The 26,478-nt window shown below is 68.2% G+C and carries 28 protein-coding genes and 1 pseudogene; 13 read left to right on the plus strand and 16 right to left on the minus strand.

Features of this window, described 5'->3' with window-relative positions; genetic code table 11:
• The first annotated feature begins 44 nt into the window (after nucleotides 1-44).
• Entirely contained in the window at nucleotides 45-1,589 is a 1,545-nt protein-coding gene (locus tag GPX89_RS44605; protein WP_235947441.1) for an MFS transporter, read from the plus strand.
• An 80-nt stretch (nucleotides 1,590-1,669) separates the two neighbouring features.
• On the opposite strand, the gene GPX89_RS15780 is transcribed toward GPX89_RS44605, so the two are convergent.
• Nucleotides 1,670-2,206: a MarR family winged helix-turn-helix transcriptional regulator gene (locus tag GPX89_RS15780; RefSeq protein ID WP_157388352.1), complete on the minus strand. Its 537-nt coding sequence runs from the start codon at nucleotides 2,204-2,206 to the stop codon at nucleotides 1,670-1,672.
• A gap of 59 nt (nucleotides 2,207-2,265) precedes the next feature.
• Here GPX89_RS15780 and GPX89_RS15785 point away from each other — a divergent pair, with 59 nt between their 5' ends.
• Entirely contained in the window at nucleotides 2,266-3,708 is a 1,443-nt protein-coding gene (locus tag GPX89_RS15785; protein ID WP_157388353.1) for an MFS transporter, read from the plus strand.
• A 54-nt stretch (nucleotides 3,709-3,762) separates the two neighbouring features.
• On the opposite strand, the gene GPX89_RS15790 is transcribed toward GPX89_RS15785, so the two are convergent.
• From GPX89_RS15790 to GPX89_RS15800, 3 genes are read right to left on the minus strand one after another with little or no spacing between them, the layout of a single operon-like run.
• The gene (locus tag GPX89_RS15790; RefSeq protein ID WP_328601880.1) at nucleotides 3,763-4,401 is read right to left on the minus strand and encodes a Type 1 glutamine amidotransferase-like domain-containing protein; all 639 of its coding nucleotides are present in this window, start codon (nucleotides 4,399-4,401) and stop codon (nucleotides 3,763-3,765) included.
• A gap of 4 nt (nucleotides 4,402-4,405) precedes the next feature.
• The gene (locus GPX89_RS15795; protein ID WP_157388354.1) at nucleotides 4,406-5,224 is read right to left on the minus strand and encodes a maleylpyruvate isomerase family mycothiol-dependent enzyme; all 819 of its coding nucleotides are present in this window, start codon (nucleotides 5,222-5,224) and stop codon (nucleotides 4,406-4,408) included.
• The gene (locus GPX89_RS15800) at nucleotides 5,221-5,670 is read right to left on the minus strand and encodes an HIT family protein (RefSeq protein ID WP_328601881.1); all 450 of its coding nucleotides are present in this window, start codon (nucleotides 5,668-5,670) and stop codon (nucleotides 5,221-5,223) included. The genes GPX89_RS15795 and GPX89_RS15800 overlap by 4 nt, the downstream gene beginning before the upstream one ends.
• 324 nt (nucleotides 5,671-5,994) lie before the next feature.
• Between GPX89_RS15800 and GPX89_RS15805 the strand changes: the two genes are divergently transcribed.
• The 5 genes from GPX89_RS15805 (at nucleotide 5,995) to GPX89_RS15825 (ending at nucleotide 10,419) form a co-directional block, all read left to right on the plus strand.
• Nucleotides 5,995-7,137 carry a Re/Si-specific NAD(P)(+) transhydrogenase subunit alpha gene (locus GPX89_RS15805; protein ID WP_328601882.1) on the plus strand — a complete coding sequence of 381 codons (1,143 nt, stop codon included), beginning with the start codon at nucleotides 5,995-5,997 and terminating at the stop codon, nucleotides 7,135-7,137.
• Nucleotides 7,137-7,454 (plus strand): NAD(P) transhydrogenase subunit alpha, encoded by a 318-nt coding sequence (locus tag GPX89_RS15810; protein ID WP_157388356.1) that lies wholly within the window; start codon nucleotides 7,137-7,139, stop codon nucleotides 7,452-7,454. The genes GPX89_RS15805 and GPX89_RS15810 overlap by 1 nt, the downstream gene beginning before the upstream one ends.
• Nucleotides 7,455-7,457: 3 nt before the next feature.
• On the plus strand, nucleotides 7,458-8,873 hold the full coding sequence (locus GPX89_RS15815; protein WP_157388357.1) for an NAD(P)(+) transhydrogenase (Re/Si-specific) subunit beta: 1,416 nt from the start codon (nucleotides 7,458-7,460) through the stop codon (nucleotides 8,871-8,873).
• Nucleotides 8,874-8,982: 109 nt separating this feature from the next.
• Nucleotides 8,983-9,558, plus strand: coding sequence for a TetR/AcrR family transcriptional regulator (locus GPX89_RS15820; RefSeq protein WP_157388358.1), 576 nt, complete (start codon nucleotides 8,983-8,985; stop codon nucleotides 9,556-9,558).
• A gap of 72 nt (nucleotides 9,559-9,630) precedes the next feature.
• Nucleotides 9,631-10,419 (plus strand): oxidoreductase, encoded by a 789-nt coding sequence (locus GPX89_RS15825; protein ID WP_157388359.1) that lies wholly within the window; start codon nucleotides 9,631-9,633, stop codon nucleotides 10,417-10,419.
• 63 nt (nucleotides 10,420-10,482) lie between these two features.
• Here the strand turns inward: GPX89_RS15825 and GPX89_RS15830 are convergent, their stop codons facing one another.
• Complete coding sequence (locus GPX89_RS15830) at nucleotides 10,483-10,803, minus strand: co-chaperone GroES (protein WP_328601883.1); 321 nt, start codon at nucleotides 10,801-10,803, stop codon at nucleotides 10,483-10,485.
• A 30-nt stretch (nucleotides 10,804-10,833) separates the two neighbouring features.
• Nucleotides 10,834-11,439, minus strand: coding sequence for a TetR/AcrR family transcriptional regulator (locus tag GPX89_RS15835; protein ID WP_157388360.1), 606 nt, complete (start codon nucleotides 11,437-11,439; stop codon nucleotides 10,834-10,836).
• Nucleotides 11,440-11,608: 169 nt separating this feature from the next.
• Between GPX89_RS15835 and GPX89_RS15840 the strand changes: the two genes are divergently transcribed.
• The 3 genes from GPX89_RS15840 to GPX89_RS15850 all read left to right on the plus strand — a co-directional run bounded on the left by GPX89_RS15840 (nucleotide 11,609) and on the right by GPX89_RS15850 (nucleotide 14,929).
• A complete protein-coding gene (locus GPX89_RS15840; protein ID WP_328601884.1) occupies nucleotides 11,609-13,072 on the plus strand; it encodes an MFS transporter in 1,464 nt (487 codons plus the stop codon).
• Between the two features lie 156 nt (nucleotides 13,073-13,228).
• Nucleotides 13,229-14,548, plus strand: a complete 1,320-nt coding sequence (locus tag GPX89_RS15845) for an FAD-binding oxidoreductase (protein ID WP_157389077.1) — start codon at nucleotides 13,229-13,231, stop codon at nucleotides 14,546-14,548.
• A 90-nt stretch (nucleotides 14,549-14,638) separates the two neighbouring features.
• Nucleotides 14,639-14,929 carry a GNAT family N-acetyltransferase gene (locus GPX89_RS15850; RefSeq protein ID WP_157388361.1) on the plus strand — a complete coding sequence of 97 codons (291 nt, stop codon included), beginning with the start codon at nucleotides 14,639-14,641 and terminating at the stop codon, nucleotides 14,927-14,929.
• On the opposite strand, the gene GPX89_RS15855 is transcribed toward GPX89_RS15850, so the two are convergent.
• Nucleotides 14,926-15,246 carry a hypothetical protein gene (locus GPX89_RS15855; RefSeq protein ID WP_157388362.1) on the minus strand — a complete coding sequence of 107 codons (321 nt, stop codon included), beginning with the start codon at nucleotides 15,244-15,246 and terminating at the stop codon, nucleotides 14,926-14,928. The two genes, GPX89_RS15850 and GPX89_RS15855, sit on opposite strands and share 4 nt — an antisense overlap.
• 353 nt (nucleotides 15,247-15,599) lie before the next feature.
• Here GPX89_RS15855 and GPX89_RS15860 point away from each other — a divergent pair, with 353 nt between their 5' ends.
• Complete coding sequence (locus tag GPX89_RS15860; RefSeq protein ID WP_157388363.1) at nucleotides 15,600-16,133, plus strand: hypothetical protein; 534 nt, start codon at nucleotides 15,600-15,602, stop codon at nucleotides 16,131-16,133.
• A 97-nt stretch (nucleotides 16,134-16,230) separates the two neighbouring features.
• Here GPX89_RS15860 and GPX89_RS15865 read toward each other — a convergent pair whose 3' ends face one another.
• A complete protein-coding gene (locus GPX89_RS15865) occupies nucleotides 16,231-17,388 on the minus strand; it encodes an acyl-CoA dehydrogenase (protein ID WP_157388364.1) in 1,158 nt (385 codons plus the stop codon).
• 169 nt (nucleotides 17,389-17,557) lie between these two features.
• Nucleotides 17,558-18,247: a TetR family transcriptional regulator gene (locus tag GPX89_RS15870; protein ID WP_157388365.1), complete on the minus strand. Its 690-nt coding sequence runs from the start codon at nucleotides 18,245-18,247 to the stop codon at nucleotides 17,558-17,560.
• Nucleotides 18,248-18,334: 87 nt separating this feature from the next.
• On the opposite strand from GPX89_RS15870, the gene GPX89_RS15875 reads away from it, so the two are divergent.
• Nucleotides 18,335-19,120 carry a hypothetical protein gene (locus tag GPX89_RS15875; protein ID WP_157388366.1) on the plus strand — a complete coding sequence of 262 codons (786 nt, stop codon included), beginning with the start codon at nucleotides 18,335-18,337 and terminating at the stop codon, nucleotides 19,118-19,120.
• Between the two features lie 4 nt (nucleotides 19,121-19,124).
• Here GPX89_RS15875 and purE read toward each other — a convergent pair whose 3' ends face one another.
• A complete protein-coding gene (purE, locus tag GPX89_RS15880) occupies nucleotides 19,125-19,628 on the minus strand; it encodes a 5-(carboxyamino)imidazole ribonucleotide mutase (RefSeq protein WP_157388367.1) in 504 nt (167 codons plus the stop codon).
• A complete protein-coding gene (locus GPX89_RS15885; protein ID WP_157388368.1) occupies nucleotides 19,621-20,844 on the minus strand; it encodes a 5-(carboxyamino)imidazole ribonucleotide synthase in 1,224 nt (407 codons plus the stop codon). Before GPX89_RS15885 ends, purE begins: the two co-directional genes overlap by 8 nt.
• A gap of 98 nt (nucleotides 20,845-20,942) precedes the next feature.
• On the opposite strand from GPX89_RS15885, the pseudogene GPX89_RS15890 reads away from it, so the two are divergent.
• Nucleotides 20,943-21,476 (plus strand): annotated as a pseudogene (locus GPX89_RS15890) (GtrA family protein); the annotation flags it as partial.
• On the opposite strand, the gene GPX89_RS45900 reads toward GPX89_RS15890, so the two are convergent.
• The 5 genes from GPX89_RS45900 to GPX89_RS15915 all read right to left on the minus strand — a co-directional run bounded on the left by GPX89_RS45900 (nucleotide 21,457) and on the right by GPX89_RS15915 (nucleotide 26,475).
• Complete coding sequence (locus GPX89_RS45900) at nucleotides 21,457-22,698, minus strand: sensor histidine kinase (protein ID WP_407939418.1); 1,242 nt, start codon at nucleotides 22,696-22,698, stop codon at nucleotides 21,457-21,459. The pseudogene GPX89_RS15890 and the gene GPX89_RS45900 overlap by 20 nt on opposite strands.
• 503 nt (nucleotides 22,699-23,201) lie before the next feature.
• Nucleotides 23,202-23,894, minus strand: coding sequence for a response regulator transcription factor (locus GPX89_RS15900; protein ID WP_328601887.1), 693 nt, complete (start codon nucleotides 23,892-23,894; stop codon nucleotides 23,202-23,204).
• 37 nt (nucleotides 23,895-23,931) lie between these two features.
• Nucleotides 23,932-24,291: a hypothetical protein gene (locus GPX89_RS15905; protein ID WP_157388370.1), complete on the minus strand. Its 360-nt coding sequence runs from the start codon at nucleotides 24,289-24,291 to the stop codon at nucleotides 23,932-23,934.
• A gap of 114 nt (nucleotides 24,292-24,405) precedes the next feature.
• Nucleotides 24,406-25,716: a sensor histidine kinase gene (locus GPX89_RS15910; protein ID WP_157388371.1), complete on the minus strand. Its 1,311-nt coding sequence runs from the start codon at nucleotides 25,714-25,716 to the stop codon at nucleotides 24,406-24,408.
• Nucleotides 25,717-25,797: 81 nt separating this feature from the next.
• Nucleotides 25,798-26,475 carry a response regulator transcription factor gene (locus tag GPX89_RS15915; RefSeq protein WP_328601888.1) on the minus strand — a complete coding sequence of 226 codons (678 nt, stop codon included), beginning with the start codon at nucleotides 26,473-26,475 and terminating at the stop codon, nucleotides 25,798-25,800.
• Nucleotides 26,476-26,478 lie beyond the last annotated feature (3 nt).

Genomic DNA, 26,478 nt, shown 5'->3' on the forward strand with positions numbered 1-26,478 from the left:
TGCAGGACGGGGAGTTGCCGGGTGCACCCGGTAGCGTCGTATCGATGGCCGCTACGACGCCCGCTCCCCGGATCCGGAAGGCGCGCCTGGCACTGTTCGCGGTGTTCGGGCTCAACGGGATGCTCTCGGCCGTCTGGATCGTGCACATTCCCGCCGTCACCGCGCGCACCGGCGTCGCACCCGCCACCCTGGGCATGCTGATCCTGCTCATGGCGGCCTGCGCCATCCTCGGCATGCAGGCCGCCGGGCCCCTGGCCGACCGCTTCGGCAGCCGCACCCTCACCGCCCTCGCCGCCACCCTCCTCTCCCTGGCTCTGCTCGGCCCCGCCTACGCCGACTCCCCCGTCACCCTCGGATTGGCCCTGTCCGCCTTCGGTTTCGGCAACGGCGCGATCGACGTCTCCATGAACGCCCAGGCCGTCCACATCGAACGCGCCTACCCCCGCCCCATCATGTCCGCCTTCCACGCCTTCTTCTCCTGCGGCGGCTTCCTCGGCTCCGCCTTCGGCGCAGCCACCCAGCACGCCCACTGGCCGGTGCATGCCACCTTCGCCCTGTCGAGCGCCTTCGGCCTCGCCACGGTCGCCGCCGCGATTCCGAAACTCCTCCCCCACTCCGAGACCCGCGCGCACTCGGTCCCGAACCCGTCCGCACCGAGCGCCGAAGCCACCGCCGTCCACGGCCGCTGCCCCGACGCTGCGGCCGCGGATGACCGATCGGACCCGCGACCGAATCATGAATCTGTGTTCGGCAGCGCTGCGATCGACGCCGATCCCGGTACAGCCCAGCATCTTCCAGCGCCCTCAGGGGCCGCGACGCCGACCGAGGGCAGCCCCGTGCCCGGCGCGGAGCCCGTCCTGGGCAGGGCGCTCACCTCCGAATCGGCTGAGGCCGGTCCGACGGCATGGCGCGACACCACGAACCGCCCCGCGACCCGGAACGGCGGTGATCAGCCGGGCACCGTCGGGGATCCGGTGGCGACCGCCGGTTCGACCTCGGCTCGCGTCGGTGACGCGGGACGAATCGGGCGGAAGGTGCTGGCGCTGGGGTTGATCGCGTTCGCGCTGTTGATGGCGGAGGGGGTGGCGGCGGATTGGAGTGCGCTGCAGGTGAAGGGGCGGTTGGCGGTGGAGGCGGGGACGGCGGCGCTGGCGTTCACGGGGTTCTCGCTGACGATGACGCTCGGCCGGTTCGGGGCCGACCGGGTGAGCGCGCGTTTCGGGCGGGTGGCGATCGTGCGGTGGGGAACGGTGCTGGCGGCCATCGGGTTCGGGCTCGTCATCGTGTCGGGTTGGCTGCCGCTCACCCTGCTGGGTTGGACGCTGTGCGGGGTCGGGCTGGCCGGGGGTGTGCCGCAGGTGTTCACGGCGGCGGGGAACATGGGCTCGAAGACCTCCGCCACGGATATGTCGCGGGTTTTCGGACTCGGATATGTCGGCCTGCTGGCCGGACCGGCGATCATCGGCTGGCTGAGCAAACTCATGCCGCTCACCGTCGCGATGGTGGTGCCGCTGCTGGCGATGCTGGCGTGCGCGTGGGGTGCTCGGGCCGTTGCCGCATCGAGCCCGGCGCACCCGTCCGGCCGTTGAGTTCGTCGGCGCTGTGCCGCAAACGATCCCGCCATTCCGGCGCGGGATGGCGGATCGGCTCGCACTCGGCCGACGGCCGGTCAGGCGCTGCGGCTGGGCCGTTCCCTGGCGGTGGCACCGTAGTCCCCGATGACCTCGGCGTGGTCGAGGAAGTCATCGACCATGCGGTGGTTGAGGCGGGCCAATGCCTCGAGGTCTTCGGTGTCCCACTCGGCGAGGGCGTCTCTCATCCAGCCGCGCATGACCTGGCGGATGGCCTCGACGGCGCTGCGACCCGAGGCGGTGGGCCGAACCAGTTGGGCGCGACGGTCGCCTGGGTCGGCGACACGCTCCACATAGCCCGCCTTCTCCAGCCGCTGGATCTGGCGGCTCACGTGCGGCGCCTCCACATCGAGGCGAGTGGCCAACTCCCCCAGTCGCATCGGCTCGTCGGCGTCGGCGAGCAGTCGCAGCAGCGGCACGCTGGCACGGTCCATGCTGAAACCGCACTGGACCATGGCCTGGTCGTGGCGGCGGACCCGGGTCAGCAGATAGGCGACGCGGGCCAGCGCACGCTCCAGTTCCACGATGTGACCTGCGTCAACTTCAGTGGCGGTGGTGGCTTCGGATCGCGGCATGTGGTTATCTTACGTAACCCATTTACTTAATTTTGGTAAGTAAACCAAAGGATCGCCGCATGACTACGACCGCTGTCGGTCAGGTCGACGGGACCAAACCCGACGATCATTCGAAGGCCCATCTCGGCCTCACCCTGCTCGCGCTGTGTGCGGCCGGTCTGGTCGTATCGCTGCAGCAGACCGTCGTGATTCCGCTGCTGCCGCGCTTCATCGTGCAGTTGAACACCGACGTCGCCGGCGTCACCTGGCTGTTCACCGCCGCCCTGCTCTCGGGCGCGGTTGCCACGCCGTTGCTTTCGCGCTTCGGCGATATGTACGGCAAGAAGCCGATGGTCATGGTCACCATGGGCGTGCTCATCGTGGGCTCGGTCGTGTGCGCGTTCGCCACCACGCTGCCCGTCTACATCATCGGCCGTGCGCTGCAAGGCATCTCGTCGGCCATGATCCCCCTCGCCATCGGCATCATCCGCGACACCTTCCCGCGCGAACGACTGGTCGGCGCCATCGGCATCGTCTCCGGCACCATGGGCGTCGGCGGGACCGTCGGCCTGCTCGCCACCGGCATCATCGCCAACCACACCACCAACCCGCACCCGGTCTTCTGGCTGACCGCGGGCCTCGGCGTGATCGCCACCGTGCTGATCCAGGTGAGCGCCAAGAACAATGGCGTGCGCCACGGCGGCAAGCCCGACTACATCGGCGCGGCCCTGCTCGCCGCGCTGCTCGTCTGCCTGCTGCTCGGCATCAGCGAGGGCCCGCGCTGGGGCTGGGGCTCCGGCTCCACCATCGCGCTGTTCGTGGCCGCCGCGGCGCTGGCCGCCGTGTGGGTGTTCGTGGAACTCAAGGTCGAACAGCCGCTGGTGCGTCTCCAGCTGCTGGTCGGGCCGCAGTCGCTGTCGGCCAATATCGCCTCGGCGCTGCTCGGCTTCTCCATGTTCGGCGCGTTCTCGCTGGTCTCCAACTTCATTCAGAGCCCGGCAGACAAGCTCGGCTACGGCCTGTCCGGCAGCGTGCTCGACGTCGGCCTCTACGGCATTCCGAGCGCGGCGCTGATGACGTTCTTCTCGTTCAACACCGGACGCATCTCGGCCAGGATCGGGCCCGCCTACACCCTCGCCATCGGAGCGGTGTTCGCCGGACTGTCCATGGGCTGGCTGGCCTTCTCGCACGGGCACGGCTACGACATGATCATCGCGAACGTGCTGCAGGGCACCGGTTTCGGCATCGGCTATGCGGCACTCGGCACCCTGGCCGTGCAGCACGTGCCGATGAGCGAGAGCGGCATCGCCTCGGGCATCAACTCTTTGGTCCGTACCGCCGGCGGCTCGATCGCCGGTGCGATCACGGGCTCGATCCTCACCGCGCACGTGCTGCACCTCGCACCGCATGTGACGCCGCCGACCGAGGGTGCGTATGTCGCCAGCTTCGCGACCCTGGCCATCGGCGCGTTCGGCGCGGCGGCGGTCGCTCTCGGCCACGGCATCCGCCACAAGGGGAACTGACCAACTGTCGGGCAGAAAGGCCCACGCACGCCACCCGGCGTGCGTGGGCTTTTTCTATGTCAGGACCTCGGTGCTGTCGCCGTCGACCACGACGACGTGGTCGTCGGTCAGCGCCCAGTGCGGAATGCCCGCGGCGACGTACTCGCGCACCAGTTTTCGGGACAGGCCGTCCGGATCGGTGGGCGAGTCCAGGTGCGGGACGATGCGGCGGTCGACCAGACCGAGGCCGTCCCAGCGCGGTTCGACGCCGCAGGCGGTGCGGACCTCGTTCGGGTCGTCCATGTCCTCGATGCCGTGCAGGTCGGGAGTCATGACACAGGCTCCCGCGCTGTAGCCCGCGTAGACCAGGGCATCCTCGGCGAGGAGCTTCAGCAGCGCGAGATCGGCTCCGCTGCGGGCGAATTGGGCCCGCAGGACGAAGGTGTTGCCGCCGCGCACCCACACCATCGGGTAGTCCCGCAGCCGCTGCTCGACCTCTTCCGGACGGCCCACATACTCGCGCAGGTCGAGGACCTCGGGCTCGAAACCCAAGCGGCGCAGCGGAACCAGGTCGCTGGTGACCGCACCCTGCCAGGCCGAGGGCCAGGCATCGCAGGCATTCGCGATGACGGCCACCCGGCCGGGCGCGCCGACCAGGCCGAGCAGGCGGTTCTGGTGGGCGCCGAAGCGGTAGCTGGACAGGAACAGTCGCACGGAATCAGATGGTGAAAGCGAGGCTGTGGACCAGGCGGTTGCCGAGGTCCGTGTCACCGGCGAGCGTGATCTCCGCCGTGTGGTCCTCGGCCCGGATACGACCGCCGCGCAAGCGGGCGAACAGCCCCGAGGCCAGCGTGATCACGACCGTGGCCGGGGCATCGAGGGTGTCGACGAGGCTGGCGCGCCCGCCTTCGACCGCCACATGGAGTTGCCGCGACACCGACCCGGTGATGTCGAAGGTGATGCGCGAACCATCCGGGGCGCCCGCGCCCTTGACCGCGGCACGCCCCAGGGCGGGCAGCAGTTCCTCGAACGCCTCCGCGCCGCGGGAGCCACCCTCGTCGACGGAAACGCCCAGCGCATCGGCGATATCGTGCTCGTGCATCCAGCAGTCGAACAGGCGGATGCGCATGAATCGGCCGTAGGGGGCCATGCCGACCGGGGTCGGGACCAGCTCGGCCCACGCCTCGGAGGCGGTCTGCTCCAGCGCCTTCAACCGGCGGCCGGTCACCTCCAGGAACCGTTCCAGCAGTTGGGAACCGGTGAGCGGACGCAGCGAGGCGATCCACTTCTCGTTGAGCGCGCCGATGTCGTTGCGAATGTGCTCACCCTCGACCTCCAGGTCGGGGGTCGGATCGCCCAGCAGCATGGACTCGACCCCGATCACGTGGGCCAGGATGTCGAACACCGTCCAGCCCGGCAGGGGTGAGGCCGTGCGCCAAGCGCTTTCGTCCAGGCCGTCCACCAGCCGGGTAAGGGCGTCCCACTGGTCGGACAACAGGGCCGTGATCTCGGCGCGGTCGGGCACCGTGTCGGTCATGCGGTGGTCTCCCTTTCTTCCTCGGCGAGCCGGTCCAGGCCGGATCGCAGTGCCGCGGCGGTGTGGTCGGTGTCGTGCGGGCGGCGCAGCACGAAACCCTTGGCGAAACGCAGGATGTCGCCGTGATGGCGCGGGATCACGTGCAGGTGCACGTGATGGACGGTCTGGAACGCGGCCTTGCCATCGTTGATCAGCAGGTTCGCGCCGTCGGCCGCGAGTCCGGCGCGCCGCATGGATTTCGCCAGGCGATGGCCGAAGGAGAACAGCAGAGCGCCCATGGCCGGATCGAGTTCGTCGAGATCGGTGGCGTGGCGCTTGGGAATGACCAAAGTGTGCCCGCGGGTGATGGGCCGGATATCGAGGAACGCCAGCAGGGTGTCGTCCTCGAAGATCTTGGTCGCGGGTGCGTCGCCCGCGACGATCCGGCAGAAGATGCAGCCACTCACGACGCAGACATTACGGCGTACAGGTGATGTGCGACACCCCCTAACCGACCCCGATGCGAGCACAACCGGCAACACACCTACCGGTCAGTAGCTGAGCGAAATGTTCGCACTTGTCCAGCAGCCGACCCCGGCCGAGCATGGAGTTGTCCGGTTTTCTCGCCACACCATGTGATGGGCATCTCCGCTACGCTCACCGCGAACCAGGTACAGTTGCGAGAATTCTCACGAACTTACTAGCAAGTAAGTTCGGCCCACCGTTGGACCGGTGATTCGGCCCATACCGACAGGGTGGCCTGGGCTCACCACGAGAAGGAAGTTTGACAAGTGGACACAACGCAGAGCGCACAGACCGCTGCGCCCCGCGGTGCGCGCGTCGGAGTGGTTCGTGAGACGAACCCGGACGAACGACGCGTCGCATTGGTGCCGAAGATCATTCCCGCACTGCTGAAGCAGGGTGTGGAAGTGGTCGTCGAGGCCGGTGCCGGTCTGGGCGCATTGATTCCCGACGAGGCGTACACCGAAGCCGGTGCGACGCTGGGTGATCCGTGGTCCGCCGAGGTGGTCGTGAAGGTAGCCCCGCCCAATGACGCCGAGATCGCGAAGCTGTCGGCCGGGCAGACGCTGATCGGCTTCCTCGCGCCCCGCAATGCCGACAACAAGATCGGCGCGCTGAAGTCCGCGGGCGTGCAAGCCTTTGCCGTGGAAGCGATTCCGCGTATCTCCCGCGCCCAGGTGATGGACGCGCTGTCCTCGCAGGCGAATGTCGCCGGTTACAAGGCCGTGCTGCTCGCCGCGTCGGAATCCACCCGATTCTTCCCCATGCTGACCACCGCCGCGGGCACCGTGAAGCCCGCCACCGTGCTGGTCCTCGGCGTGGGTGTCGCCGGTCTGCAGGCGCTGGCCACCGCCAAGCGCCTCGGTGGCCGGACCACCGGTTACGACGTGCGTCCCGAGGTCGCCGACCAGGTGCGCTCGGTCGGCGCGCAGTGGCTCGACCTGGGCATCGATGCCGCCGGTGAGGGCGGCTACGCCCGCGAGCTCACCGACGACGAAAAAGCCGCGCAGCAGCAGGCTTTGGAGAATGCCATCAAGGGATTCGACGTGGTCGTCACGACCGCGCTCGTCCCGGGTCGCCCGGCCCCGCGCCTGGTGACCGCCGCCGCCGTGGAGGGCATGAAGCCCGGCAGCGTGATCGTGGATCTGGCCGGTGAGACCGGCGGTAACTGCGAACTGACCGAACCCGGTAAAACCGTTGTGCGCCACGGCGTCACCATCGCCTCGCCGCTGAACCTGCCGGCCACCATGCCGGAACACGCCAGCGAGCTGTACTCCAAGAACATCGCCGCCCTGCTCGAACTCATGCTGAAAGACGGTGCCCTCGCACCCGATTTCGAGGACCAGGTGCTGGCGGATTCCTGCGTCACGCGCGAGCGGAGCGAGCAGAGCGCTCAGAAGGTGGAAGCCTGATGTACACCCAACTGCTGGCGAACATCGCGATCCTGGTGCTGTCCGGGTTCGTGGGCTTCGCCGTGATCTCCAAGGTGCCCAACACCTTGCACACCCCATTGATGTCGGGCACCAACGCCATTCACGGCATCGTGGTGCTCGGCGCGCTGGTGGTGTTCGGCAAGGTCCAGCATCCCTCGGTGCTGATGCAGATCATCCTGTTCGTCGCCGTCGTGTTCGGAACCCTGAACGTCATCGGTGGTTTCGTGGTCACCGACCGCATGCTGGGCATGTTCAAGGCGAAGAAGCCTGCTGCGCAAGAGAAGGCGGGCAAGTAACCCATGGACAATCTGGTCAATATTCTCTACATCGTCGCGTTCGCGCTGTTCATCTACGGTCTGATGGGCCTGACCGGCCCCAAGACCGCGGTGCGCGGCAACCTGATCGCGGCCGTCGGCATGGTGATCGCGGTCGTCGCGACACTGATCTCCATTCGCGACACCAACAACTGGATCATCATCGTCGCGGGCCTCGTCGTGGGCATCGGCCTCGGCGTGCCGCCCGCCAAGTTCACCAAGATGACCGCCATGCCGCAGTTGGTCGCCGCGTTCAACGGCGTCGGCGGTGGCACGGTCGCACTCATCGCCTGGGCCGAATTCATCGACACCAAGGGCTTTTCCAAGGTGCACGAGCAGCCCTCGGTGCACATCGTGATCGGCTCGCTGTTCGCGGCCATCATCGGCTCGGTGTCGTTCTGGGGCTCGATCATCGCCTTCGCCAAGTTGCAGGAGCTGCTGTCGGGCAAGCCGATCAGCGTCGGCCGCCTGCAGCAGCCGCTGAACCTGCTGCTGCTCGCCGGGGCCATCGCCGCGGCCGTGGTCATCGGCATCGGCGCGACCAATGACGGTGTGCCGCAGTACTGGATGATCGCGCTGCTGGTGCTCGCGGGCATCCTCGGCCTGATGGTGGTGCTACCCATCGGCGGCGCGGACATGCCGGTCGTCATCTCCCTGCTCAACGCCCTCACCGGTCTGTCCGCGGCCGCAGCCGGTCTGGCGCTGGACAACACCGCCATGATCGTGGCGGGCATGATCGTCGGCGCGTCCGGCACCATCCTGACCAACCTCATGGCCAAGGCCATGAACCGGTCCATCCCGGCCATCGTCGCGGGCGGATTCGGCGGCGGCGCAGCCGCTCCCGGCGCGTCCGGCTCCGGCGAGCAGAAGCAGGCCAAGGCCACCTCCGCCGCCGACGCCGCCATCCAGATGGCCTACGCCAACCAGGTCATCGTGGTCCCCGGCTACGGCATGGCCGTGGCCCAGGCCCAGCACGCGGTCAAGGAGATGGCGGCCCTGCTCGAGGCCAAGGGCGTCGAGGTCAAGTACGCCATCCACCCCGTCGCCGGTCGTATGCCCGGCCACATGAACGTGCTGCTGGCCGAGGCCGAGGTGTCCTACGACGCCATGAAGGAAATGGACGACATCAACGGCGAATTCGCCCGTACCGACGTGGCCCTGGTGATCGGCGCGAACGATGTCACCAACCCGGCCGCCCGCGAGGACGCCTCGTCCCCCATCTACGGCATGCCGGTGCTCAACGTCGACCAGGCCAAGTCGGTCATCGTCCTGAAGCGCTCGATGAACTCCGGCTTCGCGGGCATCGACAACCCGCTGTTCTACGCCGACCACACCTCCATGCTGTTCGGCGACGCCAAGAAGTCCGTCGGCGCGGTCACCGAGGAACTGAAGGCGCTGTAAGCACGGGTTATCCCCCGCGACAAGACAATCGGCCCGCGTCTCACGACGCGGGCCGATTTCTCTTCCAGAGTTCTTGACCCGGAGGTCTAGAACTTCTAGAGTTCCAATCATGGGCAGGCCGCGCAACTTCGAGACGGACACCGTGGTGGATCGTGCGATGGAGGCGTTCTGGACCCATGGATACGCGGGGTGCTCGCCCGCACAGCTCGCGGAGGCCACCGGGATCGGGAAAGGCAGCCTCTACAACACCTTCGGGAGTAAGCGAGAACTGTTCGACCTGGCCATGGCCCGGTACAACCGGATGGGCTCCGAGCTCGCGAGAGAGACGCTGTCCCAGCCCGGTTCGACCCGGGAGCGGTTCCGGGCCTGGATGCGGTACACCGTGGACACCGAGTTCGAACCTCCGGTTCGGCGGGGGTGCCTGCTGGTGAACACGGCCCTGGAACTCGCCGGACACGACGCGGAGGCCACCAAGGCCGTCAACGACGGGTACGAGTCCATGATCGAGGCGTTCACCGAACGACTCGAAAGAGGTCAGCGAGACGGCGATGTCCGCGCCGACCTCGACACCCGGGCCTACGCCGAATTTCTGATGAATACCATTGGCGGACTTCGCATCACCGCCAAGGTGTCGGAGCCCGACACCCTGTATCGGATCATCGACACCACACTGTCCACCCTCTGAATCCCGGGCCGCGGTCTGCGGCCTTTTCCTTTACCCCAATTTTTGACCTTCAGTTCAAGAAAGGTACGGATCATGGATCTCGGACTCAGCGGCAAGACCGCACTCGTCACCGGCGCGAGCCGGGGCATCGGGCTGGCCGTCGCCGAAGCGCTCAACGATGAGGGCGTGCGCGTCGTCGGCGTCGCCCGAAACATCTCGCCCGAGCTCGAAAAGGTCGCGGCGGCAACCGTTTCCGCCGACCTGAGCACCACCGAGGGCGCGACCGCGGCGGTCGAGGCGGCCCTGGCCGAACTGGGCGGCATCGACATCCTGGTCAACAATGTCGGCGGCGGCGACCCCGACCAGCTGATCCTCGGCGGCTTCCTCGACACCCCGGACGACCAGTGGCGAAAGCTGTTCGACCTCAACCTGTTCGGCGTCGTGACGACCACCCGCGCGGCGCTGCCGAGCATTGTCGAACGGCGCGGCGCGGTGCTGACGGTGTCCTCGATCAATGCCCGCATCCCGGCCAAGGGACCGGTCGGCTACAGCGAATCCAAGGCCGCGCTGACCAACTTCAGCAAGCGGCTCAGCGAGGAGTTCGGACCGCAGGGCGTACGGGTGAACACCATTTCGCCCGGGCCGGTCGGCACCGACATCTGGCGCGGCTCCGACCATCTCGGCGCGAAGCTGGCCGCCGCCAACGGCGTCAGCCATGAGCAGTTCCTCGATGCCATTCCCACCCAGTTCGACATCTCCTCCGGCCGCATCGCCGAACCCTCGGAGGTGGCCGCGCTGGTGACTTTCCTGGCCTCGGAACGGGCCGCCATCATCAACGGCGCGGATCACGTCATCGACGGCGGCATCCTGAAGCAGGTCTGACCCGCTCACCCACGGAAACGGCCCGTGCCCCGAAAAGGGCACGGGCCGTTCGTCATCGGAGCGCTAGAGGTACAGACCGGTGCCGTGCTCGGGGTGCGAGTTGGCCACGGCGTGCAGATCGCGTTCGCGCAGTACGTAATACGCCTGGGCTTGGATCTCCACTTCGAACTGGTCGTCGGCGCTGAACAGCACCTGGTCGCCTACGCTCACCGCGCGGACGTGGGAGCCCACCCCGCACACCTCACCCCACGACAGCCGCTTGGCCACCTGGGCGGTGGCCGGAATGAGAATGCCACCACTGCTGCGGCGCTCACCCGCTTCCGGGTTGAGCTTGACCATGACTCGGTCGTGCAGCATCTGGATCTCTAGCTTGGCATCGGACACGGCCGCAGTGTACTGCGCGAAGACGGGCGGTTACGTCCCGGCGTCCGGGTCCGACGCCGGGGGCGCGACGATGCGGCGAATGGCGTCCTTGATCCAGGCGCGCTGTTCTTCCGGATCGATGTTCGGGCCCAGCGTGAATTCGGCGACCTGCGGAACCGCCATCGGATAGTTGATCATCGACATGAGCAGCATGAGCACCTGGCCGGACGGCATGTCCGTGCGCATCAGGCCCTTACCCTGCGCCACCTCGACCTTCTGGCGCTTCTCCAGGTAACGGCCGCAGCGCAATTCGCCCGCCGAGGCGTTCTCCCGCCCGAGTTCCAGGGCCTCCCACTGCAGCAGGCGCAGCAGTTCCGGATGGTCGCGGTGATAGTCGATGTGCTGGTCGATCCAGGTGTCGAGGTCCTCGATATCGGTGGTGACCGAACCGGCGACGGCCATCATGGTCTTCTCCAGGACCTGGTGGAACAGCTTCTCCTTGTCGCCGAAGTAGGCGTAGATCAGCTGCTTGTTGGCCTTGGCATTGCGGGCGATGCGGTCGACGCGCGCGCCGGCGATGCCGTACTGCGCGAATTCCGCGGTCGCGGCCTCGAAGATGCGCGCCTTCGTGGCCTCGGGATCCCTGATGCCTGCCATGCCCTCGATGGTAACCAACTAACTGGTTGACAAGACGGGGGATCCGGGTGGAATACTCACAACCAACCGGTTAGTTACAAGACTCGAGCTTCCGGCGCAATGCCGGCCAGAACGCCAGGCGCAATGGCGCGCCACCGCCTCCCATCCCCTCCACGTTCGGGAGAACGACGTGACCACTCTCGAAAATCGGCCCGCCGCAACGATTCCCGTCGCGACCGGCACCCTCGAGTACGCCGCCCGCTGGCGAGTCCTGCCCGTCATCCTCAGCGCCATGTTCATGGCGATGTTCGACTGGTTCGTCGTCAACGTCGCCGCTTCCTCGCTGCAACACGACCTGCACGCCGGCGAGTCGGCGCTGGAACTCATCGTCGGCGGCTACGGGTTCGCCTACGCCTCGGGCCTGATCACCGGCGGCCGCCTCGGCGACCTGCACGGACACCGGCGACTGTTCGTGATCGGCATGCTCGCCTTCACCGCCGCCTCACTGCTGTGCGGACTCGCGCCCAACGCGTGGGCCCTGGTCGCCTGCCGCGTCCTGCAGGGCGGCACCGCGGCGCTCATGGTGCCGCAGATGCTGGCGCTCATCAACACCATGTTCCCGCCGAACGAACGGCCGAGGGCCATGGCGGCTTTCGGCGCCACCATCGGCATCGGCGCGGTCTCGGGCCAGGTGCTCGGCGGCGTGCTGCTCGACCTCGACCTGTTCGGCTGGGGCTGGCGGAGCATCTTCTACATCAACGTGCCCATCGGACTGGTCGCCGCCGTGCTGGCCGCGCGCTGGCTGCCCCGGCACGAGCAGACCCACCGGCCGAAGCTGGACCCGATCGGGGCGCTGGGCATCTCGGCCGCGCTGGCGCTGCTGCTGGTGCCGATCACGCTGGGCCGTCCCGAGGGCTGGCCGGTCTGGACCTGGGTCAGCATGCTGGCCTCGATCCCGGTGCTCCTGCTCACCCTGCGCTACGAGAACCGGCTCACGGCGCGCGGCGGCGAACCGGTGCTCGACACCGGCATGGTGCGCGAGCGCGGATTCAGCCTCGGGCTGGTGATCGCGGGCGGATACCTGACCTTCTTCGCCGGGTTCATGCTGTGCCTGACCCTCATGCTGCAGAACGGGCTCGGATTGTCGCCGCTCACGGCGGGATTGGCGTTCGCGCCGCTGGGTCTGTGCTTCGCGGGCAGCTCGTTCTTCCTCGCGCCTCGGGTCGCGGCCCGGATCGGCAACCGGGTGATGGTGGTCGGGACACTGACCAGCCTCACCGGGCTCGCGATCACCTTGATCGTGCTGACCACCATGGGCAGCGACGTCACCGCGCTCGCGCTGATCCCCGGCATGATGATCGTCGGCACCGGCAACGGGCTCACCATTCCCTCGGTCGTCGGGGCCGTGCTCTCGTCGGGCATTCCGGCGCGGCAGGCGGGCATGGCGGCCGGAGTGCTGACCACCTCGCAGCAGTTCGGGAACGCCATCGGCGCAACGGTTCTCGGGGTGATCTTCTTCAGCGCGCTCGGCGCGAGCCGCGGGACCGGGTCGTATGTGACGGCCATGGAGATGGCCGCGCTGGGCGGAGTCGCGGTGCTGGCGCTCGTGCTCGCCGCCGCCCTCGCACTGCCGAAGGCGTCGACCGCTCGCTGAGAGCTCCCCATCAGAAACCACGGGTTCCGGACAAAAGGCTCCGGAGCCCGTAGTTTCTGCATTGTGGAACCTGACCAACTCTCGGGACTCTCAGGGGCTACGGCCCCGAACCCCCACAACGACCTCGAAGGTCTGCGCGCCCTGCTGCCGGACGGCATGGTGGTGACGGATCCCGATGTGCTGGGCGGATATCGGCAGGATCGGGCGCTGGATCCCGACGCGGGGATCGCGCTCGCGCTGGTCCGGCCGCTGACCACCGAACAGGTCGCGACGACCGTGCGGTGGGCGCATGAGCATCGGGTGCCGATCGTGCCGCGCGGGGCGGGGACCGGGCTCTCCGGTGGGGCGACCGCGCAGAACGGGGCGCTGCTGCTGAGCACCGAGAAGATGCGGGACATCAGCGTCGACACCGTCACGCGGACCGCGATCGTGCAGCCCGGACTGCTGAACGCCGAGGTCAAGCGGGCCGTGGCCGAACACGGGCTGTGGTATCCGCCGGATCCGTCCTCGTTCGAGATCTGCTCGATCGGCGGGAACGCGGCCACCAACGCGGGCGGGCTGTGCTGCGTGAAATACGGCGTCACAACCGATTACGTGCTCGGCATGGAGGTCGTGCTGGCAGACGGGACCGCGGTGCGGCTGGGCGGGCCGCGACTCAAGGACTCGGCGGGACTGTCGCTGACCAAGCTGTTCGTGGGCAGCGAAGGCACACTGGGCATCATCACCGAGCTGACGCTGCGGCTGCTGCCCGCGCAGCCGCCGCAGTCCACGGTGGTCGCAACCTTCCCCACCCTGACCGCCGCGACCGACGCGATTCTGGCCATCACCGGCCAATTGCGGCCCTCCATGCTGGAATTCATGGATTCGGTGGCCATCAACGCGGTCGAGGACGAGCTGCGCATGGGGCTCGATCGGCAGGCGGCGGGGCTGCTGGTGGCGCGGTCCGACGCGCCCGGCGAGCATGCCGGTCACGAGGCCGACATCATGCTGGCGGCCTGTGAAAAAGCCGGGGCGACCGAGGCTTTCCGCACCGACGACCCCGATGAGGGCGAAGCCTTCTGCGCGGCACGACGATTCGCCATTCCGGCAGTGGAACGCAAAGGACCGCTGCTGCTCGAGGACGTCGGAGTCCCGCTCCCCCGACTCGGCGACCTGGTCACCGGGATCGCCGACATCGCGGCGAACCGGCGAGTGCTCATCTCCGTCATCGCGCACGCGGGCGACGGGAACACCCATCCGCTGATCGTCCACGACCCTTCCGATCCCGAGGAATCCGAACGCGCCCACCTGGCGTTCGGCGAGATCATGGACCTGGCCATCGGACTGGGCGGCACCATCACCGGGGAACACGGCGTCGGCCGCTTGAAAAAGCCCTGGTTACCGGACCAGCTGGGTCCCGACGTGATGGCACTCACGCGCCGCATCAAGGATGCGCTGGATCCACACGGGATACTCAACCCGGGCGCGGTCTTATGAGCGGGGCTCTACCCTGCTGAGGGCCGTTGGGGGCTGAGCCCCCAAACCCCTTTAGGAACAATCCGCTTCACAAGGGAGTTCACACAGGTCATGAGCACGAAGCTGGAACACAATGCCGACGCGACCCGGTACGAGATCTACCTCGACGGCACGCTGGCGGGCTACGCCGACTACGCCGAACGCGTCGACGGCGACACCAAGGTTCGCGATATCCAGCACACGCTCACCTTTCCCGAGTTCCGGGGCCGCGGCGTGGCCGCGCAGGTGGTCGAGTTCGCGTTGAACGATGCGCGCGCGGAAGGCTTCTCGATCATTCCGACCTGCTGGTACGTCGAGAAGTACATCGGGGAGCACCCCGAATACGCCGATCTGGTGGCTTAATTCGCGCGATGGTGCCGGCGCTGCCAGACCCGGAAATGCCGGTCGGCGCTGCCCACCATCGCCTCCCCCACCTTGGCGTCGTCGAAACCGGGCAGAGACTGCAGTTTCGTCAGGAATGCGGTGTCGGCCGCCGAATACGGCACCACGCAACCCTTACCGGTAGACCCGATCAACACGAAGAACACATCGCCGGCGAACGGTCCGTCCGCCGCCGTAATGATCCGCACCTCTGCCAGTTCCGTCCACGCGACCTCTTCCACCCGTCCGTCGGCCAACGTGCGCCGGACGAAGGTGTCGTTGATTTCGACTCCGGCCATGGCTCCATAGTGCCCCCGGTATTCCCACCCGAACAGCCCTCAAACCCGTGCTTTACCTGAGGAAGCCGTAAAGAAAAGCCCCGGCGAACCACCCCGTCGCACATCGGCGGCGAACAGCCCCTCGGAGCAATTCTCCAGCTACTGAACAGATTTCGCGGCGACGCCCGGCACGACGCGCGCTGAAGGCCGCCACGCCGTGCAGGACGCGCACCGTGCGCCCCCGAAGAGGGGGGCACGGAACTGGCAGTCCGCTGTGAAAAGCACAGATTTCATAGCGTGGGGAACGGTGTGCTCGCTAGCGTCCGGGAGCCCCCTTCACCCAGGGGTTTTCGACAACTGGGAGAACAGACCTTATGAAGAAGTCGGTCCTTGCTCGCTCGCTCACCGGCGCCGCCGGTGCCGCGGCCGTCGCCGGCGTGACCATCGCGATGGCTCCGGCCGCGTCCGCGCAGCTGGCCATCACCTCCTCGACGGCCTACTGCGTCAGCACCACCTACACCATCACCTTCCCGTCGGCCGACGCGCAGCAGATGGCCTCGCAGTCCGGTGCGTCCAGCTTCGTGCTGCAGGCCGTCAACGGGACCAACACCTGGTGGTCCGCGCCGGTGACCTACACCTCGGGCCAGGACGTCACCTTCCAGTGGACGCCGTCGCAGTCGGTGACCGGATCCACGAGCGCCGTGGGCAACTGGAATCTGTACGTCGGCGCCTCCGGCGTCGCGGGCGTCGCCGAGGGCCCGCTCTCGGTCAACGTCGTGCAGACCGCGCCCTCCGGCGCCACCTGCAGCCCGTCCACCCTCGGCACCGGCAGCGCGAACATGACCGTGGGCCAGCTGATCAGCAACCTGCTCGCCGGCCTGTCCGCGGCCCAGCAGCCGTCGCAGTAGAGCGCACCGGTCCGCGGGGACCGCACAACACACCGGAGGCGGCCCGAGTCGAAACTCGGAACCGCCTCCGGATGTTCTCGCGCCTATCGGCGAACGATCAGCGCAGGATCTGACGCGACATGACCAGACGCTGGATCTGGTTGGTGCCCTCGTAGATCTGGGTGATCTTGGCGTCGCGCATCATGCGCTCCACGGGGAAGTCGGTGGTGTAGCCCGCGCCGCCGAAGAGCTGGACGGCGTTGGTGGTGACCTCCATGGCCACATCCGAGGCGAAGCACTTGGCGGCCGCGGAGATGAAGCCCAGGTTCTTCTCGCCACGCTCGGCGCGCGCGGCCGAGGTGTAGACCATGAGGCGGGCGGCCTCGATCTTCATGGCCATGTCGGCCAGCATGAACTGGGTGTTCTGGAAGTCGGCGATGGCCTTGCCGAACTGCTTGCGGTCCTTGGTGTAGGCGATCGCGGCGTCCAGGGCGCCCTGCGCGATGCCGACGGCCTGCGCGCCGATGGTCGGGCGGGTGTGGTCCAGGGTCTGCAGGGCGGTCTTGAAACCGGTGCCGGGCTCGCCGACGATGCGGTCGCCGGGGACCTTGCAGTTCTCGAAGTACAGCTCGGCGGTCGGGGAACCCTTGATGCCCAGCTTGTGCTCGAGCGGGCCGACCACGAAGCCCTCGTCGTCCTTGTGGACCATGAACGAGGAGATGCCGTTGGCGCCCTTGTCGGCGTCGGTGACGGCCATGACGGTGTACCAGTCGGACTTGCCGCCGTTGGTGATCCAGCACTTGGAGCCGTTGATGATCCAGCCGTCGCCGTCGGCCTTGGCGCGGGTGCGCATGGAGGCGGCGTCGGAGCCGGCCTCACGCTCGGACAGCGCGTAGGAGGCCATCTTGCCCGCGACGATGTCGGAGAGCACCTTGTGCTTGAGCTCCTCGGAACCGTTCAGGATCAGGCCCATGGTGCCGAGCTTGTTGACGGCCGGGATGAGCGAGGAGGAACCGCAGACGCGGGCCACTTCCTCGATCACGATGCAGGTGGCGACCGAGTCGGCGCCCTGGCCGCCGTAGGTCTCGGGCACGTGCACGGCGTTGAAGCCGGCCGCGTTGAGGGCGGTCAGCGCCTCCTCGGGGAAGCGGGCGTTGCCGTCCACGTCCTTCGCGTAGGGGGCGATCTCCTTCTCGGACAGGCCGCGGATGGCCTCGCGCAGCTCGTGGTGGAAGTCCTCGAGCTGGAACAAGTTGAAATCGGGGTTGCCCGCCATGGGGTGTCTCCTGGTCGTCGGGGGATCGCCGCTGGTTGCCCAGCATCGCCAACTTGTGCGGCACTCAGTGCCAGTCGAAGTTCACTATACGCCGCGATATCGCGGCCACGTGCGGGTACTTGCTCACAAAAGAGTGGCACGCAGTGTCATTTGTGCCACTCCGGATATCTCACAGCGTATCGAGACGCTGAGCCAGCAGGTCCGCGACCTGCCGGGGGGAGAGATCACGGGGGAATACCGCCACGACCATCTCCTCGGCGGCCGTCGCGATCCGCTGTCCCCCGCGCGGAATCGCCGCCAGCGCCGCGCGCAGATCCGCCGGGCTCGCCGCCGACTCACCCCGGACCATGCGCCGCAGCAGATAGTTGTGGGTGGCCGTCACCGCCGCGGTGAACTGCACCAGCGCCAGATCCGCGGTGCCCTGCAACCGCCGCCGCAGGTAATCGGTGAACAACCGCTCGTACCGGAACACGGTCACGATCTCCCGCTCCCGCAGGGTCGGCACCTGCCGCACCACCCCGTACCGCCGCGCCGCGATCTCCCGCCACTGCGTGAACCGCTCGAACACCTCCACCACGGCCTCGCACACGGCATCCCACGGATCCCCCTGCGCCGCATCCAGAAACGCCCGCGCCCGCGCCAGCTGCGACTCGTGATCGGCGAACACCACGTCTTCCTTCGACCGGAACTGCCGGAAGAACGTCCGCCGCGAAATCCCCGCCGCCTCCGCGATCTCATCGACCGTCGTTGCCTCGTAACCCTTTTCGGCGAACAACCGCAACGCCTGATCCACCACGGTCAATCGGCGTTCGGTCGAATCCGCGTCGGCGCGCGGCCGCGCGGGCAGGTCATTGGGCATCCGCCAACGGTAGCGACCCCGCCCGGCGGCGCGTCACCACCCGGCCACGGCACGCCGCCCGGGAGTCGTCGATACGCTCGGGCCACGATGAACACGCAGTACGACGAAGTCCCCGGCACCGACGCGACTCCCACCGGGTATCGGTGGGTCCTGCGCTGGCCGCCGAGCAATTCGTCCACGGCCGCCGGCATCGCCTTCGGCGTCGGCTTCACCCTCGTCCTGGGCGTGCTGACCGCATTGTTCGCGGTCGCGGCCCACACGTCCGGTGCGCCGTGGGGCGGGGTGGTGTTCGTCGGTTCACTCGCCCTGATGATTCCGCTGACGGCGATCTTCGGGAACGCCCCGGCCCGGATCGAGCACATCCAAGGCGGTGTCGCGGTCCCGCGCCGTCCCTGGAAGCATCAGGCCATGCCCGCGTCGATCGTGCTGACCGTGGCGGGGATCGGGATCACCATGATCGGGTTCGAGGTGCACACCGCACTTTTCACGGTGATGGGCCTAGTCCTGACCGTGCTCGCCGTGGCGATCGGAATCGGCAATCTGGCCAACCGGCGACCGCTGATCTTCACGACCGAATACGTGGCGTGCGGCGATACCTGGCGCATTCCGTGGAGCGAGATCACCCGGTTGCGCGGCAAGGACACTTCCGGGCGCGGTCCACGCCCTTACGTCAGTTTCCGCACGCTGGACCCGACAACGATCTCGGGCGCGAGCGCGCGCCGCTACGTCGTGATGATGCAAGCCTGGAATCTCGATCCGAACGCGGTGCTGTCCGCGATGCGGTTCATGGTCGAAAGCCCGGGCACGCGTGCGGATGTCAGCTCCGCGCAGTTCGAGGCGATGCTGGCCGCACCGCCTCGAACCGCGACGTGAGTCTCTAGCCCAGGAGTTTGGTGCGGAGGGCTTCGTCCTTGTCGAGGACGAGCTGCTCCAGGTTGGACTGGAACTGCTCCATGCGGGTGCGGAGTCCGGCGTCGGTGGTGGCGAGGATGCGGACGGCGAGCAGGCCCGCGTTGCGGGCGCCGCCGATGGAGACGGTGGCGACCGGGACGCCCGCGGGCATCTGGACGATCGACAGCAGGGAGTCCATGCCGTCGAGGTACTTCAACGGGACCGGGACGCCGATGACCGGGAGCGGGGTGGCGGAGGCGACCATGCCGGGGAGGTGGGCGGCGCCGCCCGCGCCCGCGATGATGACCTTGATGCCGCGGTCCGCCGCGTTCTTGGCGTAGTCGAGCATGCGCTGGGGGGTGCGGTGGGCGGAGACGACGCCGACCTCGAAGCGGATGCCGAACTCGGCGAGGGCCTCCGCGGCGGCTTCCATGGTGGGCCAGTCGGAGTCGGAGCCCATGATGAGGCCGACCTGTGCGGTGTCAGTCATTGTGGTGGTCCCATCCGTCGGTCCAAATGGCGTGCGACATCCAATGTGCCGCGCGCTCAGCCTTTTCGCGGGTCTCGGCGGGGTCGTCGCCGAGGATGTTGATGTGGCCGATCTTGCGGTCGGGGCGTTCCCCCTTGCCGTAGAGGTGCACCTTGGCCTCGGGGATGCGGGCCGAAAGATGGTGCAGGCGTTCGTCCATGGACATCTCGGGAGCTTCGGGGGCGCCGAGGATATTGGCCATGACGGTAACCGGGGCCAGCGGCCTGGTGCTGCCCAGCGGGTAGTCGAGGACCGCGCGCAGGTGCTGTTCGAACTGGCCGGTGCAGGCGCCGTCCATGCCCCAGTGGCCGGAGTTGTGCGGGCGCATGGCGAGTTCGTTGACGAGCAGGTCGCCGGAGTGGGTTTCGAAGAGCTCCACGGCCATCGCGCCGGTGACGCCGAGTTCGGCCGCCAGGCGCAGAGCCAGCGACTCGGCCTCGGTGGCCTTGGCCGCGGACAGGTCCTGGGCGGGGGCGATGACCACCGCGCACTGGCCGTTGCGCTGCACGGTCTCCACCACGGGCCAGGCGGCGGCCTGACCGAAGGGGGAGCGCGCCACCATAGCCGACAGCTCGCGCTTCAGATCCACCTTGGCCTCGGCCATGAGCGAGACCCCGTGCGCCAGCTGGTCCTCGATGATCGGCGCGGCCTCGGCGGCGTCGGCGGGCATCCAGACGCCGCGGCCGTCGTAGCCGCCGCGCACCGCCTTGAGCACGAACGGCCAGCCGTGCTCGTCGGCGAAGGCGACCGCGTCGGCGACCGAGTTCACCTCGGTGTAGGCCGGGATCGGCACGCCCAGCTCGGCCAGCTTGCGGCGCATGCGCAGCTTGTCCTGGGCGAAGATCAACGCGCTCGGCGGCGGCTGCACGTTCACGCCCTCGGCGATGAGCGCCTCGAGGTGCTCGGTCGGGACGTGCTCGTGATCGAAGGTCAGCGCGTGCGAGCCGACCGCGGCCTTGCGCAGCGCGGCCAGGTCGTCATGGCTGCCCAGCACCACCTCGGGCGTCACCTGGGCGGCCGGGTCGTCGGGCCGCTCGGCGAGGACGCGCAGCCGCTGGCCCAGCGCGATGGCCGCCTGATGGGTCATGCGCGCGAGCTGGCCACCGCCGATCATGGTGACGGTGGGCATCGCGGAGGAATCGAAGGAACGGGCGCTCACGCTGCACCATGTTGTCATGGCACCCACCGGCCACTCGCCTGCGGGTCGCGTGACAGGTATCTGCCCCTATTTGTACCGGCACTACACGTTCGGAAGCGGAGACGTAGACTCGCACCGTGTCATTTGTCGATGAAGTGGTCAACCGGCTGCCCGCACCGCTGCGGGCCCTCGCGGACCGCCATTACGAACTGATCAAGTTCGCGATTGTCGGTGCGACTACGTTCGTGATCGACCTGGGTATTTTCTACGTCCTGAAATGGACGATCATGGACACCAAGCCGACCGTGGCCCGCATTATGTCGGGCACCATCGCGGTCATCGTGTCCTACATCCTCAACCGGGAATGGACCTTCGACAAGCGCGGCGGGCGCGAGAAGCACCACGAAGCGCTGCTGTTTTTCCTGGTCAGCGGCATCGGCGTCGGCCTGGCGGCACTGCCGCTGTGGGTCTCGAGCTACGTGTTCGAACTGCGCCAGCCCAATGTGAGTTTCACCGTCGAGAACATCGCCGACTTCATCAGCGCATTCATCATCGGCAACCTGCTGCAAATGGCGTTCCGCTTCTACGCGATGAAGAAGTGGGTGTTCCCCGACGAAATGCAGGAACTGCAGGACGAATTCGAGGATCTCGTCAACGAGAACGAAGAGCAGCTCGGTCACAGCTGAGAGTGACGGTAAGGCGCACACCGCCTGCCGGACTTTCCCCGATTGTCGCGTTTCCGCCGTGTAGGCGGGCCTGCTGAGCGACCAGCGCCAGACCCAAACCGCTACCCGGCGTTTCGCTCGCCCGGTAGAAGCGTTCGAAGACGCGCTCCCTATCCGCAGTAGGGATGCCGCGACCATCGTCATCGATGGTCAGGACCGCATTCTCGCCCTCCCGGCGCGCCGCGATCTCGATCCGACCGGCCCCACCGTGCCGGACCGCATTGGTGATCGCGTTGTCCACCACCGAACGCAATCCCGCGGCCAAGCCCCACAGCCGAATCGGCTCCACCCCCTCGGCGACAATGGTCACCCCGGGATTCGCCCGCCGCGCATCATCCACCACCTGATCGACAAGCTGACCCAGATCGAGGTCCTCCCAATCGGATTCGGTGGTCAAATCCCCGACCGCCAGTCGTTCCAGGGCCCACAGCGTGGACTCCAGCGAGCTCTGAGTGGTGAGGATCTCATCCACGATCTCCGCGCGCTCGGCCGCCGAGAGCGGCATCGACCGCAGCACCTGCAGATCGGTCCGCATGGCGGTCAACGGCGTTCGCAGTTCGTGCGCCGCGGTCGCGGCGAAATCCCGCGCCGTGACCAGCGCTTCGTCGGTGTGCTTCCGCTCGGTCGCGATGCGCCCGAGCATGATGTTCATGGCCTCGGCCAATTCCGTTGTCTCACTGGCCGCGGCGCGGCTCGGCGTCTCCAGCGTGAGCCCCTCCCCCAACCCGGCCGTCGCCGCCGTCAGCCGCCGCAGCGGTACCACCGCGCGATGCGCGAAGAACCAGCCCAGCACCGCCGCCAGCGACACCCCGACCAGCCCGATCACCAGAATCCTGACCCGCTGCTGCGCAGCCGAATCCGAGACCACGTCATTCGGAACGGTAACCGCCACCGGACTGCCGTTCAGTGCCACCGTGCGCGAGTACTCCTGGTCCGTACCGCCCGGATCGATCCGCGTGATCAGCACTCCCGGCGAAGGCGCCACCGGCAGAGCCGGGCGAGCGTCCCCGGCGATCCGGGGTTCGGTCGGTATCACCGTTGCAGGCTCGCCGGGCGGCGCGAGGGTCGATTGCGGTGCAGCCGCCGGGGTAAGCGCGATCGCGCTGATCACCCGGCCCGCCTGGCTCGCGGCGTCGGTCGGCGCGATGGCGAAGAGCACCACCGACATACCCGCGACAACCACCGCCGCGGTAGCCGCGCTCGCCAGCGCGACCCGAGCGCGCAGCGACGCCGGCCGTCGGAGACAGTTCGCTCCACCATGGTTCACGCGCCCGCTCCCACCTTGATCGGCGGTGCGGCGACACCCGCTTCGGTCGGCGCGACCCGGACACGCCGTGACACCGCCCCGGGCGGTCTCGGCACTCGGAACCGGTTCACGCGATTGCTCCAATCGGTAAGGGCGGCACGGCGGTGACCACCGCGGGTCCGGCCGCCGGGGCCGGGGCAACTCGGCCCACACGGGTGCGGCACTGGACCTGTTCGCTCCAATCGGTAAGGGCGGCACGGCGGTGACCACCGCGGGTCCGGCCGCCGGGGCCGGGGCAACTCGGCCCACACGGGTGCGGCACTCGGACCCGCTTCACACGTTCGCTCCAATCGGTAAGGGCGGCACGGCGGTGACCACCGCGGGTCCGGCCGCCGGGGCCGGGGCAGCTCGGCCGGGTGCGAACCTCACGGCTCGGTCCGTAGGACGAATCCGACGCCGCGGACGGTGTGGATGAGGCGGGGGCAGCCGGTGTCCTCGATCTTGCGGCGGAGGTAGGAGACGAACACGTCGACCACCTTGGTCTGGGTTTCGAAGTCGTAGCCCCAGACCCGGTCGAGGAGTTGGGCTCTGGAGAAGACCTGGCCGGGGGCGGCGGCCAGGGCGGCGAGCAGGTCGAATTCGCGTTTGGTGAGGTCGAGGGGTGTGCTGTCGACGGAGGCGCGGCGCGCGCTCGGTCGAATGGTGAGCGGGCCGACCACGATGCGGTCGTCGGCGACGTGGGCGGGCGCGGGGGCGCGCCGCAGCATGGCGCGCAGGCGGGCCACCAGCTCGCCCAGGTCGAAGGGTTTGGTCAGGTAGTCGTCGGCGCCGGCCTCGAGGGCGTCGATGCGGTCGGTGACCTCGGAGCGGGCGCTGAGCACGCAGATCGGGATGTCGTTACCCAGGGACCGCAGCGCGGTAACGACCTGGACGCCATCCAGATTCGGCATGTTCAGGTCCAGGAGCATGGCCTGCGGGGCGTCGGTGGCGATATGGCGGAGCGCGGCGGCTCCGTCCGCCGCGGTCTCGACCTCGAAACCGGACATCCGGAGCCCCCGCGCGACCGACGCCAGCACCCTGACGTCATCGTCCACAACCAGAATCCTGGGAGCAGTCACAAGCTCAGACGATACTGACGCGACCTGAGGACGATCCTCAGCGAACCGGGCTGACGATGATGGTGTGCGCGGGCCCGCCCGGAACGGCGTCACCGTTCTGAATGATGACACCGTCGGGCGCGGGCTGTCCCGGCTGCAGCGGGATGGCCGGAACCGCGCCCGGCGGCATCGGCTGACCGGGCTCGGCCGGACGCACGGTGACGGTGCCGTCGCGATCCTTGGTGATCAACGTGCCCGGATCGGCGGGCGCGGACGAACCCGCGCTGCCGGTATTCGCCAGGGCGGCAATCGAATCCGGCGTCTCGGCATTGGCGACCGCGGGGATGGCCAGCACTCCGAGGGCGGCGGCTCCGAGGACACCGGCGGTGACGGTGCGGCGGACGGTGCGCTTCTGCATGACATCTCCTGTTCTCTGGTCGACGATCACTCGTCGCTTCCTTCTGACGAATCCGAAGGTAGGAAGCGACTTCTCAGCGCTGACTAGCGAACAGTTAAGAAATGGATAGAAAGATCAACGAGGTTCGGTGCCGACCGCGATGGGCCGGGAGGCGACGCCGGAGGAACCGAGGAAGACCGCGAACAGGGCGGGGCGGCGGCGTTGCAGTTCGAGCCGTCCGCCGTCGGCTTCGATGAGCGCGCGGGCCAGCGCCAGGCCGACACCGGTGGAGCCCGCGGCCGAGAAGCCGCGGTCGAAGATGTGCGGCGCCAACTCGTCTCGCACGCCGTCGCCCTCGTCGGCGACCTCCACGACCACCAGCGGCTCGCTGTCGTCCATGCGTCCCGCGACCGTGCGCACCGACACCGTGCAGGTGCCGCCGCCGTGCATGAGGGCATTGTCGACCAGCACCGCGACGGCCTCGCGCAGACGCGAACCCGTCACGGGCGCTTTCAAAGTCGGGTCGCCGAGCAGCACCAGCTTGCGACCCGCCTCGGCGAAGGGGTGCCGCCATTCGGCGACGATGCTGCGCAGTTCGGCGACCACGGGCACCGGATCGCGTTCGGCCGCACCCTCGTCGCGGGAAGCGCGCACCAGTTCGTCGATGGCGTCGGTGAGCCGATCCACCTGTGCCATGGCCTCTTCCGCCTCGTGCACGACCGCCGGATCATCGTTCACCGACAGCTCGTCCAGGCGCAGGCGCACGGCCGTGAGGCGGCTGCGCAGCTGGTGCGAGACATCCGCGACCAGCGCGTGCTCGCGTTGCAGGCGACCCGCGATTTCGACTGTGGCCGAATCCAAGACGTCCGAGACTCGATCGAGTTCGGTGATGCCGTGGCGGCGCGGATCGGCGCGGAAGTCGCCCATGGCGAGCCGGGCGGCGCGGGCCGCCACGTCCCGCAGCGGGTCGGCGACCCGGCGCGCGGTCACCACCGCGACCGCGATGCCCGCGCCCAGCGAGATGAGCACCAGCCCGAGCACCGCGCCCAATGCCTGCCGTTGCATGGAATGCATTGGGGCCGAAGGCACTTCCAGGCGCAGCGAGCCGTTGGGACCCATCGACCAGGACTCGGCCAGCGGATCCGCCACCGCTTCCGCGCCGACCTCGATCCGCTGATTGGGCTCCGACGGCGTCGGATAGAAGATGGTCAGCCTGCCGTTCGCCGGGATGAGCAGCCGCACCGATTTGGGATCGAACGCCCCGGACGACACGCCCTCGCGCTCCTGCCGCATCACCTCTTCGGAGATGAGGTTGAGCCGGTTGCGCAGTTCGTTGCGGTTGATGTCCTCGACCCACTGCCAGGCCGTGAACGCCAGCGGCACACCGAGAACCAGGGTGGTGAGGGTCAGGGCGGCCACCATGGACAGCAAGATCCTGCGTCTCATCGTCGAGATGCCTCGCTTCGCCGGGCCTTCGGGTTTCGTTCGCGCGCGGAAGAGCACAACAGATCAGATCGAGCCGAGGAGCTAGTCGGTATTGAACCGGAAGCCTACGCCGCGCACGGTCACGATGCGGCGCTCGGCCACCGGACCCTCGTCGCCGATCTTGCGGCGCAACCACGACATGTGCATATCCAGGGTCTTGGAGCCGCGCAGGTCGGCATCGCCCCACACCTCGCGCAGAATGGTCTCGCGCGAGACCACCTGCCCGGCCCGGTCGATGAGGACCTTCAGCAGCTCGTACTCCTTGTTGGCCAGATTCACCTCGACGCCGTTCACCAGCACCCGGCGCGCCGCGGGCTCCAGGCGGATACCGCCCACCTCGACGGTCTCGTCCCCGATTCCGCTGCGGCGCAACAGCGCCCGCACCCGGGCCAGCAGCTCGGCCAGCCGGAACGGCTTGCCCACATAGTCGTCGGCGCCGGCGTCCAGGCCGACCACGAAATCCACCTCGTCGGTGCGCGCGGTGAGCATCAGCACCGCGAGCTCCGCGCCCCGCGCCCGCACCTGGCGGCAGACCTCGAGGCCGTCCATGCCGGGCAGGCCGAGGTCCAGGATGAGCAGGTCGTGACCGCCCTCGAGCGCCCGCTCCAGGACAGCGGGACCGTAGCTCTCGACGGTCACCGAATAGCCTTCACGGCCCAGCGCCCGGGAGAGCGGCGCGGCAATGGCCTCGTCGTCTTCGGCCAGCAGTACTGCGGTCACGGA

Origin of the sequence: Nocardia terrae (assembly GCF_009760405.1) — a bacterium.
GTDB lineage: Bacteria > Actinomycetota > Actinomycetes > Mycobacteriales > Mycobacteriaceae > Nocardia > Nocardia terrae.